Source organism: Lentzea jiangxiensis (assembly GCF_900104175.1).
Classification (GTDB): Bacteria; Actinomycetota; Actinomycetes; order Mycobacteriales; family Pseudonocardiaceae; genus Lentzea; species Lentzea jiangxiensis.
Map to the genome: position 1 here is coordinate 493,041 of NZ_FNIX01000003.1, position 14,781 is coordinate 507,821.

Here is a 14,781-nt window from a genome sequence, read left to right on the forward strand (position 1 = left end):
GGGGTTCGGCCCCGCCCCCGCGGCAGACCTGCCACCGGAAGGATCCCGCGTGTCCGCTCCGGCAACGACGACGACCCGCCTGGACGCCCTGCTCATCACCGGCGCTCTGCTGGGCGCCAACGCGGCGAGCTACGTGCTGACCATCGCGGCCGCGCGTGCGCTCGCCCCCGCGGTCTTCGGCGAGCTCAGCGCCCTGCTCGCGCTGGTGGTGATCGGTGTGGTGCCGGCCATGAGCCTGCAGACCGTCGCGGCTCTGCGGGTCACGAGCCTCGGCCCGCGCCGCCTCTTCGGACTGGGCCTGGTCGTGAGCGCGGGGATGACGGTGCTGACTTTCGCGCTCGTGCCGCTGCTCGCCCGCCTGCTGCACCTGGACGGCCCGTGGCCGGTCGTGTGGCTGGCGCTGTCCCTGGCGCCGCTCACGGTCCTGGGCGTCCTGCACGGCCTGCTGCAGGGGACGCAGCGGTTCGGCGCACTCGCGTTGCTCGTGTCGCTGGAGGGGCTCGGCAAGGTGGGCGGCGGCGTGACCGGCCTCTGGCTCTCCCCCTCGTCGACCTCGGTGCTGGCGGGCACGGCGATCGGCTCGTTCCTGGTCGTGCTGACGGGGTGGCGGCTGTGCGGTGGCCCCCGGCCGGCCAGGCCCGCCGGTGGGCCGGACGTCCTGCACGCGTCGCAGGCGATGCTGGCGCTGGTCCTGCTCGTCAACCTCGACCTCGTCCTGGCGCGGCACCAGCTCGCCGGCCAGGCGGGCGGCTACGCCGTGGGCGCGGTCGTCACGAAGATCGCGTACTGGCTGCCGCAGGCGGTGGGCGTCCTCGTGCTGCCGCGCATGGCCGTCGCGGACGACCGCCGCCGCATGCTGCCGAAGGCTCTGGCGGTGTGCGCGGGCCTCGACGCGTTCGTGGTGGCGGGCTGCGCGCTGTTCGGGCCGCTGGGCGTGTCGCTGATCGGCGGCTCGAACTACCACGGCGACTCGATCCCGTTGTGGCAGTTCGCCCTCGTCGGATCCTGCCTCGCGCTGGTGCAGCTGCTGTTGTTCTCCCGCATCGCGAGCGGGGACCGGCGGTCCACCGTAGCCGTGTGGATCGCGGTCGCCGCCGAGGTCGCGCTGATCGCGGTGTGGCTCAACGGGTCCGTCGGCCAGGTCGTGACCGGTGCGCTGCTCGCCACCGCGGGCCTGGTGGTGGCGGGCACCGTCATCGAGGTGCGCGGCTCCAGGACCGCCTGATCAGTCCGCGACGGGTTCTACGGGCGCCGTGCGTTCGGCGGCCTCCTCGGTGCCCGGATCGTGCTTCGGACCGAACGGGCGGAACGAGGCCGCGACCACCGCCGAGACGGCCACCAGCAGCGCGGCCTGGGCGGGCGGGACGTAGGCCCACTCCTGCCCGTGACCGAGGACCCGGCCGAGCACCGCGACACCGGACCCCAGCGCCACGCCGCCGAACGCGATCACCTTCGGCGCGGCGGCCCAGAACTCGCGCGCGAGCAGGCAGGCGATCACCGCGACGATCGGCAGCATCCCGCCGAGCACGGCCAGCAGCACCAGCATCGCGACGACCGGCCACCGGCTCGGTGACGGCGCCACGAACTCGACCCGCCGCCGCACCGGGAGCGCGGCGAGCACGAGGACCGCGAGCACGCCCATCGCGCCGGCCAGCAGACCGGTGCGGTACCGGGCGTCCGGGCCGAACTCCAGCGCGACCACGCCTCCGTCGCCCTCGGGCAGGACGTACGCCTGCTGCCAGCCGTCGACCCTGACCTTCTGCAGCACCTGCCCGTCCAGGGTCGCGGTCCAGCCGTCGTTGACGTTCTCGGGCACCACGAGCAGCGCCTCCGCCCCCGGCGCGACCGTGACCTCGCGTTCGGTGGCGTCCCAGGTGCCGATGGTGACTTCCCGGTGCGTGGCAGCGGGTTTCGCGAGTTCGAGGTGCGTCAGGGAGACGTCCTGCACCACGAACGACTCGGAGCGCGACGTGGTCAGCACGTGGTCACCGGCGGGCAGTTCCAGGGCGGTCGCCAGGTCGTCGTCGCACAGCACCGCCTTCAGCGGGCGGTTGGCCAGGACGTCGCCGAGCACGCCGCTGACCGAGCTGTTGATCTTCTTGCCGTCGACGTCGATGACCGGCCCGCGGCCGCACGGCACGGTGAACGGCGTCGTCGCGGGCACGGGCTTCAGCACGCCGTCGAGCGCGGGCACGCGGAGCTCGCCGATCTCGGCGGGACCGGTTCCGCCCGCCTCGCGCACGACGAGTTCGAGCTTCTGGGTGTCCGCCGCCCTGATCGTGACGGGACCGTTCTCGCCGACCCGCGCGACCTCGGTCCCGGCATCGGTGCGCACCTCGAGCTCCACGGGCCTCTTCGCGCCGCGGACGGTCTCGACCCGGAACTCCGACACCGACCGCTTCCCCTGCCACGCCAGGGTGAGCGTCGGCCGCAGGTCCGTCACGTCCGGCACCCACGACGTTCCCGGATCACCGTCCACAGCGGACAGCGCGCTCGCCGCGACGTCGCCCGCGACCGAGGACGAGCCCGTCACCGCCACGCCCTCGGGCGACACGGGGTTCTTCGCACCGGCGGCGGGCACCACGGTGGCGTTCACCGCGAACTTCCCGTCGGCGGAGGTGCGGAACAGCCGCGTGAGCCCGGTGACCTCCTCGCCGAACCGCGACAGCGACGAGTCGCAGCGCACCGCCTCGTCGGTGCGGTAGCAGGCGGGGCGCGACTGGCTGCCGCGGGTGAACGAGAAGCCCTGCCTGGCCGCCTCCCGGTCGCGCGGCACGCGCAACGCCCGCTGCGCCGTCATGCCCGCGACGCTCAGCTCCTTGATGCCGACGTTGCCGTCCTGGCGGTCGGCGGCGACGCCGAGGACCGTCACCCGCACGCTGCCGGTGAGACCGGGGCTGACGGCGTAGGCGTGCCGGCCGCCACCGGGCGGGACGACGTGGTCGCTCCTGCCGGTGTCCGTGGTGATCCGGATCCGGGTGACCGCCCACCCCACGCGCAGGTCGTCGACGAGGTCCAGGGTCACCTCGCCGACCGCGCGCGGGGTGTCGAGGTCGATCTGCAGCCACTGCCCGACAGGACCGGTGAAGCTCGACGAGTGCCAGGCGGACCCGCCGTCGCCGTCCACCGCGGCGAACGGCGAGTTGGCCGGGTCGATCGCCCCCGCGGCGTCGGCGTAGGCGGTCGACGTGGACGCCCGGACGGCCCGGATCCCCCGGTACTCGGCCACGGTCTGGTGCTTCACGTCCTGGAACGGCGACACGTCCAGCGCGACGCGGCCCTGTCTCGAGGCCTCGTCCGCGGACATCGTCTGGCTGAGGTTGTCCGACACCCTGCCGACGTTGCGCTCCTTGCGCCGCAGGCCGTCCGTGACGAGCACCTGGTCGGACCGCTCCGTCGCGTCACCGGCGAGGACCACGGGCTGGTCGGGCTTCACGAGGCCCTGCGAGAGCAGCGGCAGCAACGACTCCGGACCGCCGCTCACCGTCGGCACGTCGGCCGCGTTGACCGCCGTGACGACCGGGACCGGCCGCTTCACCTCGAAGACCTCGAGCGACCTGCCCGTCGCGGACGCGTCCACCGAGCTGACGAGCCGCTGGTCGCGCATCCGCACCTCGGGCCCGAACTCCGCGACGCGTTCGATGCCGGGTGAGCCCCGCAACGCCTGGCGCAGCACCGCGAGCGGTGGCGCGCTCGTCTGTTCGCGCGCGATGTCGTTGCGCAGCAGCAGGAACCGGTACCCGCCCCGCGCCAGGAAGTCGGCCAGCCCCGCCGAGCCGCGCCCGTCGGCGAGCGCGTCGTAGACGGCGTCCATGTACCGCGTGTTGCCCTCGGACCCGAGCGGCACCTGGTTGCGCACGGCCCACGGGGCCTGCGCGAGCGACTGCATCGGCTCGTCGACCGTCCGGCCCCACGTGTACTGGCCGAACCCGGTGGCGGGCAGCAGCAACGTCCGCGCCCGGCCGTCCTTCTCCGCGAGCCACGACGCCGCCTCGCGCCAGTGGCCGGGCACGTCCGACCACCCGAGGCCGGGCCGCAGGGTCAGCAGCCACGCGGGCGCCGCGACGACGGCGATCAGCAGCAGGGCCACGACCGTGCGGACCCGGCGCCGCCGGTGCTCGGGAGCGGCGCGCAGCCCGGTCGGCCGCGACAGGTGCAGCCCGTGGACGAACCCGAGGACCAGGCACAGCCGCAGCACGGGCTCGAACTTGTGCACGTTGCGCAGCGGCGCGAGCGGGCCGTCCAGCAGCCCGCGGACGACCTCGGCGAGCGGCGAGTCGAGCGACCCGACGTAGCCGACGGTCAGCAGCGTGAGCCCGGCGAGTGTGCCGAGCACGAGGAACCGGCGTTCCGGCAGCCCGAGCCGGGCCAGACCCACGACGCCGATCAACGCCACCAGCGCCGTGCCGGCCATCAGCACCGGGTTGTCGACGAGGATGAACCCGTTGGGCCACCACGGTTCGCCCTGGAGCACGTAGGCGACCCACTGGTTCGTGCCGCGCAGCACCTGGAACAGCGACATGGGGGCGGTGGTGTTCGCCGCCGACTCGATGTAGTCGAGGAAGGGCAGGCTGTACCGCCCGAGCAGCAGCAGCGGCACGATCCACCACAGCGCGACGGCGAGGACGCAGCCGGCCCACCACAGCACCAGTTCCACGTGCCGCCGGTTCCACCGCCGGGTCAGCAGCCAGATGCCGGGGAGCACCAGCGCCATCACGACCATCGCGCCGTTGACGCCGCCCATCCCCAGCACCGCGAGCGCGGACAGGGCGGCCGCGCGGCGCGGTGAGCCGATCCGGTCGGCCAGCACCAGCGGCAGCAGCACCCACGGCAGCATGACGGCGGGCAGCATCTCGGCCGACAGCGGCCCGATCTCGGTCAGCACCCGCGGCGCGAGCGCGTAGGCGAGCGCGCCGGCGTACCTCGTCGGCTCGTGGCCGATGCCGAGCGCGCGGGCCAGTCTCAGCACCCCGTAGAAGGCCAGGCAGAGCAGGAGCGCGCACCAGAGCCGTTGGGTGATCCAGGCCGGGATGCCGAGGATCTGACCGGCCGCGAAGAACGGCCCCATCGGGAAGAAGTAGCCGTACGCCTGGTTCTGCAGCTCGCCCGCCGTCGCGGCCGGGTTCCACAGGTGCAGCGCCCTGCCGAGGAAGCCGACCGGGTTCACGGCCAGGTCGAGCTTGGTGTCGAACGTGGCCGTTCCGAAGCGTTGCGCGAACGACAACACCGTGAGTGCGATGAGCACCCACGTCGTCGGGTTCCGGCGTGCGATTTTCAGTCTCTCGATGGCGCAGGAAGTTACCACCGGGTAGTGCTCGGGGGCGACTGTCGCTATCTTGGGCCACCACGACCGTGCTGGGGCGCACTCAGGCAGGTGGCGATGACTTCTTCGACGGCGTTCGAGCAGGCGTGGGAGCTGGGCGACCAGGTCCCCGGGTGGTTGACGGTGGACCAGGCCACCATGTTGTGGGAGGCCGCGCTGCGGCTCGGCCCCGGCGCCCGGATCGTGGAGATCGGCAGCCACCAGGGCAGATCCACCACCGTGCTCGGCCTCGCGGCCCGCTCGGTCGGCGCGACGGTGGTCGCGGTCGACCCGTTCGTCGAGGGCAGGCTCTTCGGCGGCACGCCCACGCGCGTCCGCTTCGAGAAGAACGTCGCCCGCGCGGGCCTGACGGACGTCGTGCGGCTCGAAGCGTCGTACAGCACCGAACTGCGCAAGCGCTGGGACGAGCGCATCGACCTGCTGTACATCGACGGCAAGCACGACTACTGGACCTGCACCGACGACATGCTGTGGTCGGAGAACCTGGTGCCGGGCGGCGAGATCCTGGTGCACGACGCGTTCTCGTCCATCGGGGTCACCCTCGGCATCCTGGCGAAGGTGTTGTGCGGCAACCGGTACGTCTACGTGGACCGTGCGGGCTCCCTCGCGCGCTTCCGTTTGTCGCAACCGGGCTGGACCGACCGCAGGCGCGTGCTCGCCGAGATGCCGTGGTTCCTGCGCAACGTGGGCATCAAGATCCTGCTGCGGCTGCGCTTGCGCCCGGTCGCGCGCCTGTTCGGCCACGACGGGCCGTACGACCCGTACTAGTGCGTCCGCTACCGGTGTCTACTGTGGACGGCACGCGGGCGGCTGGCACAGCATCGTGCTGAGCGCCTGCGCGAAGATGTCGCTGATGCCGGCGGGATCGACGGTCGTGAACGCGTGACCGCCGGTCGCGTCGGCGATGCGGGTCAGCTCCTGCACGTCCACGTCCGGCCCCATGCCGATCGCGATGACGGGCAGCGGCCGGCGCTTGTCCTGCAGCTTGCCGAGCTCGTCGAGCAGCTGCCTCTGGCTGATCGAGTCGGGGTCCTCGTTGCGGCCGTCGGTCATGATCACGAGGATGTTGATGCGGCCGAGCTCCCAGTTCCTCCTGGCTTCCTGGTACGCGGCGAGCGTGGTGTCGTAGAGGCCCGTCGCCCCGTTCGCCGTCGCCCGCGTCGCCCGCACGGCGGCGACGGCCTGGCCGTTCGCGACGTGCTCCTTGACCGACGCGAACGGGAGGACCTGCTTGTAGTCCTTGTCGCCGTCGAGCTTCGTGGAGAACTTCCACAGGCCGATCTGCGTGGCGGGCTTGAACAACCCCAGCCCGCGCTCCGCGGCGGCGACGGCGAGCGCCATCCGCGTGGTCCCGGTCCGCGGCACGAGCTGGTTCATGGAACCGGACACGTCCAGCACGGCCAGCACCCGCGCGGTCAGGGTCAGGCCGCTCCACAAGCGCAGCGTCTCGTCGACGAAGTCCCGGTCCAGCCCGGCGGCCCCGTCGTCCGGCGCGCGCAGGCCGAACTTCCGCAGCTCCGTCCCGGACCGCAGGTGGTTCAGGAACTTCTCCGCCCCTTGCCGCTGCTCCTGTCCCGCGTCGGGCAGCACGACGTACGGGAAGTCCAGCGGCGGCACGGGGTTCTCCGCGGCGACCGCCGTCAGCCTCGCCGCACCCGGCGTGGAGTTGTGCCTCTCGAGGGCCTGCTCGGACGTGGGGAACACGTCGAGCGGCCGACCGAACAGGTCGTCGGCGCGTTCGGAGTAGTCCGCCGACACGGGCCGGATCGCCGCGACCGTGGCCGCCGCCGGATCCTTCTCGTTCGACGCGAACCCGCGCACCGCCAGCAACGCCGACAGGCTCGCCGGGTCCTTGGCGGGATCCGCGATGCCCGCGACCGCCTTGGCGCCCGGTCCGATCAGCTCCCGCCAGCTCCTGCCCCTGGCCGGGTCCTTCACCGCGAGCACCACCGGCGACAGCGCCACCGACACCCCGGCCTCGGGCACCCTCCAAGCCCCGGAGTCCCGCGCCTGCCGCAACCACATCGTCGACTCGGGCACCCACACCGAGGGCGCCCCGCTCCCGTCGACGAGCCGGGCCATCGTCTCGCGCGCCGCCTGGGCCTCGACCACGACGCGGTAGCAGTCGTCGCCCACGTCGAGCCTCGCCGCCGCCTCGGTCAACGCCGGTGCGACCGCGGGGGCGGCGGTGACCTGGACGGTGGCCGGACTGGTGCAGCGGGTGGCGGTGAGGCGGTCGATGAGGACGTCTCCACCGATCCAGGCGGCGATGGACAACACGAGCAGAACCGAGAGTCCGACGACAGGCGCCGTCACCCGTCGTGGTCGCACCATGGCGGACACCTTAGACAACAGGGCTCGGCACGACCAGAACTCGTCGGTTCCGATTTCGGGGAGAGCGTCGGCGCACCAGCGGCATGCGTGGCGCGCTCACTGTTGCGCGCGAAGCGGCGTGCGCGCCGGCCCTGTCCCACCTCAGGCCCCAACACGGCGGCAGGCGCCGTCACCACTGGTGACGGCGCCTGCCGGGCTCCCCCTGCGGAACCCCTGACCGCAGCTGTGCGGACCGCCCCTGCGCGGACCACACCTGCGGACTACACCTGGTCGGCTCCGGCCGTCGTGGCCGGCTGCGCGCCGGGACGGCGGCGGTCCTCGAGCTTGATGTCGCACTTGCCCACCAGGGCGACGCCGGCGCCGATGGTCGTGGCGACCGGAGCGGCCAGCGCCGCGACGACACCGAGAGCCACCGGCACCTCGAGCACGACGTCGTCCTTGCTGTCACGCACGACGACTCGACGGTTGATGCCCTCGCTGACCAGTCCGCGCACGGCGTCGACCACCGAGTCGACGGTGGTGCGGGTGGACTCGGCCTTGGGTTCGCTCATGACTCTCCTCGGACTGCGGTTTCCCCTTGACGACTTCCAGCCTGCCCGCGGCGGGAACGCCTGCCATCAGGGTTCGACCCTGACCTCCACCTGATCTTCCCCTCAGAACACCGGAGACCACGTCCCCGAGCCGGCGCCGGGTAGCCGACCGACGTGGCTGAACAACTCCCTTCGACGGACTACGACCAGCTCCCGCTGGGCGACCTGAGGCACCGCGTCCGGTCGCTCACCGAGGAGGGGCTCGAACGCGTGCGGGACCACGAGCGCGAGCACGGCAACCGCGCCCCGGTGCTGCAGGTGATCACGGCACGGTTGGAGGAACTCGCGGGCGGTGCCGAGCCCGCGCCGGGCGACCGGCGCAACGCCTCGCCGGTCAGCGGCGCGGCCGGCGGTTCGCCTGTCCCACCGGCGCATTCGCCCGACGGCAACACGCCTCTGCGGCACGGTGTGTACCACAGACCCCGGCGCGCGGGCGGACCAGGCGAACACCCGGCAGGGCGACTGTCCCCACCGGTGTTTCCGCCGGTGTTTCCGCCGGGTCGGCCAGGGTACCCGCCGAAGTCGCCGACCGTTCGTGTTCGGTGACTCCGAGTTGACAACACAGCTCGCCGCACCTCGACTGTGGGAGCGCTCAAGTGAAGATCGCAATGGTGTCCGTCCACTCGAACCCGCTGGGCAAGGGCGTGGATCCGCTCGGCGCCCATGTCGCCGGTCTCGCGGCGGCGTTGGCCGGGCTCGGTCACGAGGTGGCGGTCTACAGCCGCCGGGCCGATCCGGAGCTGCCCGACCGGGTGCGCACCGACCGGGGTTTCGACGTGGTGCAGGTAGCCGCCGGGCCTGCGGAGAGCCTCGCGGACGCCGAGGTCCTGGCCCACCTGGGCGACTTCACCTCGTCCCTCACCCGGGAGTGGGGCGTGACGCCGCCGGACGTGGTGCACGGGCACGGGTGGATGTCGGGCCTGGTGAGCGTACTGGGTGCGAGGCGGGCCGGGGCCCCCGTCGTCCAGACGTTCCACTCGCTGGCGACGCCGGGTAGGCGCTGTGCGACCGGCGGTCCGGCCGAGCGCGGCAAGATCGAAGTGCTGGTCGGCAGGGAAGTGGCGCACGTCGTCGCGGCCGGCTCGGACGAGGCGTTCGCCCTCGCCGGGAAGGGCGTCAACCGGAAGAAGATCTCCATCGTCGGCAGCGGTGTCGACATCGACGCGTTCACCCCGGAGGGACCGCGGGCCCGGCGCGACCGGATGTACCGCGTGGTCGTCGCGAGTCCGCCACCGGCGGCGCGCGGCATCGACGGCGTCCTCATCGCACTGTCGCGAGTGGACTGCGCGGAGCTGCTGATCACCGGGCTCCCCGACGGGACGAGACCTGACGGCGAGCGCGAGGTCGCCGAGCTGCGGGCACGGGCGGAGAAGTTCGGCGTCGCGTCCCGGACGACCTTCGTCGGCAAGGTGCCGCACGAGTCGATGCCCGCCCTGCTGCGCTCCGCCGACGCGGTCGTGTGCGCGCCCGCGGGTGAGCCGTCGGGCGGGATCGCGGTCGAGGCCATGGCGTGCGGTGTCCCGGTGGTCGCCACCGCGACCGGCGAGTTCGCGGACATCGTCGTCGACGGCATCACCGGCCTGCTCGTCCCGCCGGACGACACCGAGAGCCAGGCGCGGGCGCTGCGCAGGCTCCTGATGGACGACACGCTGCGCCAGGAGTGCGCGATCGCGGGCCGCGACCGGGTCTCCGCCCGCTACTCCTGGGACCACGTCGCGCAGGAGGTCCTGCGCGCGTACGAACGCGCCGGTGCCACCTCGCAGGTCACCACCGCCGTGTCACCGGATCCCGCCCGGTAGCGGCGGGAGCGTCATCCCAGCGGCGGGCGAGCGCGCCGCAACGGCTGCACGGCGACCCGCACGACCGGGGCGTCGCGCAGCTCCTCCAGGGACACGGGCAACGGGATGCGCCAGTTCGGGTACTCCCCGGCGGAGCCGGGGAAGCCGGCCTGGCGCGCTTCTCCCAGCAGGTCCTCCGGCGCCACCAGCAGCAGCCGGCACGGCGTGCGCGCCAGCAGCTCGTGCATCGCCACCACGACCTCCTGCTCGGCCGCGTTCTCGTCGACGAGCCCTTCGGCGACCAGGAGGTCGACGAGCTCGTCCCGGTCGAGCCGTGCCCGTGCCCGCTCCTGACCGGCGGGCAGTTCCAGCAGCCCGAGCTCCGTGCGCACCCGCACGTGCTCGGCGCGCAGGAAGCCCGTCGCGGTCGGGAGGTCGTGCGCGGACAGGGTCGCCACCGCCCGGGCGGGCCAGCGGTCGGGCGGTACCGGCCTGCACCCCTGCCGGGACAACAGCACGGCGGAGCTGAGCATCCCCCGGTCGTGCAGCGCCCGCGTCACCTCGGGCTCCGCCTCCCCCGGGTCCTCCCCCACGACCACCGCGCCCGCCCGGTGGGCCTCCAGCGCGAGCACGCCGAGCATCGCCTCGGCGTCGTAGCGGACGTAGGTGCCCCGCTGCGGCGGTTCACCCCGCGGGATCCACCACTGCCGCCAGAACCCGGCGACGTGACCGACCCTGATGCCGTCGGCGTGCCGCAGGACGCCGCGCAGGACGTCGCGGAACGGCGCGAACCCCGCGGCGGCGAGCCGGTCGGGACGCCACGGCGGGACTCCCCAGTCCTCCCCGGCAGGGGCCCCGATCGTCGTCCCGAGCGCCAGCACGTCCTGCGACGCCCACGCGTCCGCGCCCGACGGCGCCACTCCCGCGGCGAGGTCGCCGATCAGGCCGACGGCCAGGTCCGCGGAGTCCCTGGCCTTCGCGATCTGCTCGGCGCACAACCGCTGCAGCCACGCGTGGAACGCGACGCGGCGAGCGAGCCCCGCGGCCTGCTCCGCCACCGCGGGCGAATCGGGGTGCCGCAGCCGGGCGGGCCAGCGCCGCCAGTCCGCACCGTGCCGCTCGGCCAGCGCGCAGAACGTGGCGAATCGCGCCAGCCCGGGTCGCGGCGGCCCGTCCGGTGGCGAAGCGTGCGACCACAGCAGCTCCAGGGCCGCCAGCTTGGCCTGCCACGTCTCGTCGTGGTCCACCAGCTCGCCGCCGGACGGCCGGAGCTCGTCCACGGCCTCGCGGATCTCCGCCGGGGCGTGGCGGTACGCGGCGGTGTCCTCCACCCGCAGGTAGAGGGGGTTCAGGAACTGCCTGCTCGACGGCGAGTGCGGGGACGGCTCGACGGGCGAGACGGGGGTGACGGCGTGCACCGGGTTCAGCAGCACCGCGCCGGCGCCGAGCTCACCGCACCAGCCGACGAACGAGCTCAGGTCGCCGAAGTCGCCCATGCCCCAGGACCTCCCCGAGCGCAGCGCGTGCAGCTGGACCGTCCACCCCCAGGCGGGCAACGGCGTCGGCACCCCGCGCGGGGTCACGAGCAGCAGCACCCGCTGGTCCCCCGTCTCCAGGCGGTGCACGCCGAACGGGATCCGGTCGGCGCGCGCCCGGCCGCTCACCGGGATCTCCTGGCCCCCCTCGCAGTGCACGACCCCGCCGTGCGGCAGGTCCACCGCCTGACGGCCGCTCAGCACGACGGTGTCCGGCAGAACGGCCGCGGACCGCCGCCGCCGGACCTCCGCCAGCTCACCGCGGACCGCCGCGGCGCTCGAGGTGTCCAGCCCGAACTGCTCGAGCACCGCCCGCACCACCGGCCGGTCCACCGGCAGCCGCTCCTGACCGGCGCCGCGGTAGGAGGTCGACACCCCGAAGGCCTCGGCCAGTTCGTGCAGGTCGTCGTCCACCACGCGCGCATCAACTCCCCGGCGCTCCGCACCGGAACTTCCCGCGCGGACCGCCCTGAAACGCGCTGGTGGATCTGGATGCCGCGCCACCACGCAGTGGTCATCGGTGCCGAGGCGCTCCGGGTTGTGCCGGGCGGTCTGCGGACCGCGTCGAGCAGGCCACCGACGGGGTGCGGCTCGAAAAGGGGCACGTGTGTCCGGGACCGGTGCACGTCGAGCCGGACCACCTGGGCTACCGGCTGCCGAGCACCGCCCACACCGTCTTGCGACCCCCGGCCGCGTCGACCACGCATCCCCAGGTCTTCGCGAGCTGGACGACGATGTGCACACCCCTGCCCGCGTTGCAGGCGTCGCTCGCGGGGTCGACGAGCACGGCCGGAGCCGGGTCGTCGTCGCCCACCGCCACGGTGAGCCGGCCCCGGCGCAGCTCCAGCCGCAGCCGGGCCTCGGAGCCGGTGTGCTCCACGGTGTTCTGCACGAGTTCCGACGCCACGTGCACGGCGTCCTGGGTCAGGCGGTCCGGCAGTTCCCACTCCGCGCAGGTCCTGGCGACGAACCGGCGGGCGGCGCGGGGGCTCGCCAGGTCGTGCGGCAGGGTCCGGTGCGCGCGCCGGCGCGGCTGAGGCCGGTCGACGTTCGCCAGCGCCTCACCGACCTCGCCGAACACCCCGACGTGGCGCCGCACGGGTGCGCGCCGGAACAGGTCGGCGTACGCGGATCCGGTGGCCACCAGCACCGGGAGCGCGGGCCAGTCGCTGATGCGCAGCCACACCGTCGTGAACACGTTCAGAACGCTGTTCGTCGCGATCTTCACAGCGCTGAGGTCGACGACCAGTGCCCGGGGTTGCTCGACGGCGCACTTCAGCATGAAGTCCCGCAGCACGCCGTAGGTCGAGTGCCCGAGGACGCCTTCGGGGCGGATCACCGCGCACCCCTCGCGCTCCTCGGCACTGCACCTCAACCGCTGTTCGCTCCGCAGTCCGGTCATCAGCCGGCTTTCGCGGCGCTTCCCGCACCCATGAGCGCGTCGTGCAGGGACCCGGCGATCGGGAGGTGCCCGTCGAGCCCGCTGACCTCCAGCAGCCGCTGGAGCGGGCGCGTGTTCACGACCACGCGCAGATCGACGCCGTCGCGCCTCGCCTGGTCGCAGGCCTCCACGAGCACGCGCAGACCGGTGGACCCGATGAAGGAGACCTCCTCCAGGTCGAGCACCACCACCGGTGGCGTGGCGTCGAGGGTCTCGAAGAGAGGTTCGCGGACCGCCGCCTCCGTGAAGGCGTCGACCTCACCGGCTATCCGGATGACCACGGCCGCGTCGATCGTGGCGACACGCACCGATGCGATTTCATCGTGTTCAAAAGCTTCATCAGTCATACGGCATCCCTTGTCAGGTGGCGCCGCATCAGCCGAGCTGCCTGCTGAACCCGACCTGGCGGTGAAGGCAGGTAGTACGACCGTATTACCGTCCGGCCCCGCCGTCGACCCGGAAACCCGCGGCGCGGCCGAATGGAGCAACGGCCCCGAAGTGTCGCTTCGGGCGCCTGGGGTACCCCGTTTCGACAACACGAGGCAGAGGAGTACCGGTGCCACGAGACCTTGTCGTCGGAGGCTCCGCCCGCGGAGTGGAGGCGTTGCGCGCTCCCGTCTTCGGGCTGCCCGCCGCGGTGGCGGTCGTGCCGCACGTCCCGGCGGGGGGTCCTCGCTCTGTCGACCGTCTTCGCCCGCTCCGGGTCGCCACCCACCTTCGTGGTCGGTGACCTCCCCCGGGCACGGCTGCCTCGTCGGCCGCGGCTGGACGCCGGAGAAGAAGGCAGGCCAGGCGGATGGCGTCGCACTCCCGCCAGTGCGGGCGTGAGCTGATCGCCGTGCGGTACGACGTACAGGAAGAAGAAGCGCACAAGGCCACGGCTGTCCTGCGCGAGCACCCGCTGAGGTCGGATCTGTGGCAGGACGCGGGCGCGTGACGGACATCAGCGTGCGGACGGCAGACCTCGCGGGCGTGGTGGTGGCGACCCCCGTGGGGCGGCTGGACCTGTCCACGTACGCCGAGCTGCGCGACGGGCTGCTCGAGCAGGCGACCGGGGTGCCGGTCGCGCTCGTCGTCCGCCTCGGTCCGGACTTCGAGTCGGCGAGCCACGCCATGCTGTCCGTCTTCGCCACGGTCTGGACGAAGATCTCGCACTGGCCGGACGTGCCGCTGGTGCTCCTCGCCGAGACGGCACGGCACCACCGCGACCTCAGGCGCAGCGGCGTGACGCGGCACGTGGCGACGACGACCGACCTGGCCGCGGCTCTGGAGCGCGCCGAAGAACCTCCCCTGCGGCGCTGCCGCTGCCTGAGCCTGCCGCGGTCGCTGGTCGCGCCGCTGATGGCCCGGGACGCGGTCCGCTCCGCCTGCGAGGAGTGGACCCTGCCCGGCGTGGTCGACGACGCGCTGCTCGTGGTGAGCGAGCTCGTCGAGAACGCGGTCCGGTACGCCGGTTCCGAGCCCTTGCTGCGCGTCGAACTGCACGCCGGTGGCCTGTCCCTCGCCGTCCGCGACGACAACCCCGAACCCCCGGCCCACCACGCCGGACCGTGGCAGGGCGGACTGGACCTCGTCGACCGGATGTGCGTCGCCTGGGGCAGCACCCCGTCCTCCGGCGGTGGCAAGGTCGTGTGGGCCGTCCTGCCGCTTCGGCGACAGCGGTAGTTCTGCCGGGTGAACGACCGTCGCCTTCCCGGCACGCATCAGTCCACAGTGGAGGAACCGGCGACCACCACGCCGGGGACAGTGGCGCCGTGGCCAGGCGGGCGGCAGGACCGGG

At 73.3% G+C, this 14,781-nt stretch carries 12 protein-coding genes; 6 read left to right on the plus strand and 6 right to left on the minus strand.

From position 1 onward, the window contains the following. Nucleotides 1-49 precede the first annotated feature (49 nt). Nucleotides 50-1,225, plus strand: a complete 1,176-nt coding sequence (locus BLQ91_RS13205) for a polysaccharide biosynthesis protein (RefSeq protein WP_090097081.1) — start codon at nucleotides 50-52, stop codon at nucleotides 1,223-1,225. On the opposite strand, the gene BLQ91_RS13210 is transcribed toward BLQ91_RS13205, so the two are convergent. Then, entirely contained in the window at nucleotides 1,226-5,245 is a 4,020-nt protein-coding gene (locus BLQ91_RS13210) for an alpha-(1->3)-arabinofuranosyltransferase (RefSeq protein WP_245733382.1), read from the minus strand. A 135-nt stretch (nucleotides 5,246-5,380) separates the two neighbouring features. Between BLQ91_RS13210 and BLQ91_RS13215 the strand changes: the two genes are divergently transcribed. Further along, nucleotides 5,381-6,091, plus strand: coding sequence for a class I SAM-dependent methyltransferase (locus tag BLQ91_RS13215; protein ID WP_245733383.1), 711 nt, complete (start codon nucleotides 5,381-5,383; stop codon nucleotides 6,089-6,091). Between the two features lie 18 nt (nucleotides 6,092-6,109). Here the strand turns inward: BLQ91_RS13215 and BLQ91_RS13220 are convergent, their stop codons facing one another. Beyond that, entirely contained in the window at nucleotides 6,110-7,657 is a 1,548-nt protein-coding gene (locus BLQ91_RS13220; protein WP_090097246.1) for a VWA domain-containing protein, read from the minus strand. A gap of 260 nt (nucleotides 7,658-7,917) precedes the next feature. Next, entirely contained in the window at nucleotides 7,918-8,208 is a 291-nt protein-coding gene (locus BLQ91_RS13225; RefSeq protein ID WP_090097082.1) for a DUF4342 domain-containing protein, read from the minus strand. 153 nt (nucleotides 8,209-8,361) lie between these two features. Between BLQ91_RS13225 and BLQ91_RS13230 the strand changes: the two genes are divergently transcribed. Then, nucleotides 8,362-8,793, plus strand: coding sequence for a DUF8129 domain-containing protein (locus BLQ91_RS13230; RefSeq protein ID WP_218130257.1), 432 nt, complete (start codon nucleotides 8,362-8,364; stop codon nucleotides 8,791-8,793). A 50-nt stretch (nucleotides 8,794-8,843) separates the two neighbouring features. Further along, entirely contained in the window at nucleotides 8,844-10,046 is a 1,203-nt protein-coding gene (locus tag BLQ91_RS13235; RefSeq protein ID WP_143022621.1) for a glycosyltransferase, read from the plus strand. A gap of 11 nt (nucleotides 10,047-10,057) precedes the next feature. Here BLQ91_RS13235 and BLQ91_RS13240 read toward each other — a convergent pair whose 3' ends face one another. From BLQ91_RS13240 to BLQ91_RS40250, 3 genes are all read right to left on the minus strand, one after another. Further along, on the minus strand, nucleotides 10,058-11,977 hold the full coding sequence (locus BLQ91_RS13240) for a 4-alpha-glucanotransferase (RefSeq protein ID WP_342670635.1): 1,920 nt from the start codon (nucleotides 11,975-11,977) through the stop codon (nucleotides 10,058-10,060). Nucleotides 11,978-12,206: 229 nt separating this feature from the next. Then, nucleotides 12,207-12,962 (minus strand): ATP-binding protein, encoded by a 756-nt coding sequence (locus BLQ91_RS13245; RefSeq protein WP_090097084.1) that lies wholly within the window; start codon nucleotides 12,960-12,962, stop codon nucleotides 12,207-12,209. Then, nucleotides 12,962-13,309, minus strand: coding sequence for an STAS domain-containing protein (locus BLQ91_RS40250; RefSeq protein ID WP_176959723.1), 348 nt, complete (start codon nucleotides 13,307-13,309; stop codon nucleotides 12,962-12,964). Before BLQ91_RS40250 ends, BLQ91_RS13245 begins: the two co-directional genes overlap by 1 nt. Nucleotides 13,310-13,797: 488 nt before the next feature. On the opposite strand from BLQ91_RS40250, the gene BLQ91_RS41280 reads away from it, so the two are divergent. Both BLQ91_RS41280 and BLQ91_RS13255 read left to right on the plus strand, forming a co-directional pair. Next, nucleotides 13,798-13,938 (plus strand): hypothetical protein, encoded by a 141-nt coding sequence (locus BLQ91_RS41280; protein ID WP_176959724.1) that lies wholly within the window; start codon nucleotides 13,798-13,800, stop codon nucleotides 13,936-13,938. After that, on the plus strand, nucleotides 13,935-14,666 hold the full coding sequence (locus BLQ91_RS13255; RefSeq protein ID WP_143022623.1) for an ATP-binding protein: 732 nt from the start codon (nucleotides 13,935-13,937) through the stop codon (nucleotides 14,664-14,666). Before BLQ91_RS41280 ends, BLQ91_RS13255 begins: the two co-directional genes overlap by 4 nt. Nucleotides 14,667-14,781 lie beyond the last annotated feature (115 nt).

Bases quoted from the DNA above. Each gene is read 5' to 3' on its own strand.
- BLQ91_RS13215 (WP_245733383.1), top strand. From the start codon at position 5,381: ATGACTTCTTCGACGGCGTTCGAGCAGGCGTGGGAGCTGGGCGACCAG.
- BLQ91_RS13220 (WP_090097246.1), bottom strand. From the start codon at position 7,657: ATGGTGCGACCACGACGGGTGACGGCGCCTGTCGTCGGACTCTCGGTT.
- BLQ91_RS13225 (WP_090097082.1), bottom strand. From the start codon at position 8,208: ATGAGCGAACCCAAGGCCGAGTCCACCCGCACCACCGTCGACTCGGTG.
- BLQ91_RS13245 (WP_090097084.1), bottom strand. From the start codon at position 12,962: ATGACCGGACTGCGGAGCGAACAGCGGTTGAGGTGCAGTGCCGAGGAG.
- BLQ91_RS41280 (WP_176959724.1), top strand. From the start codon at position 13,798: ATGGCGTCGCACTCCCGCCAGTGCGGGCGTGAGCTGATCGCCGTGCGG.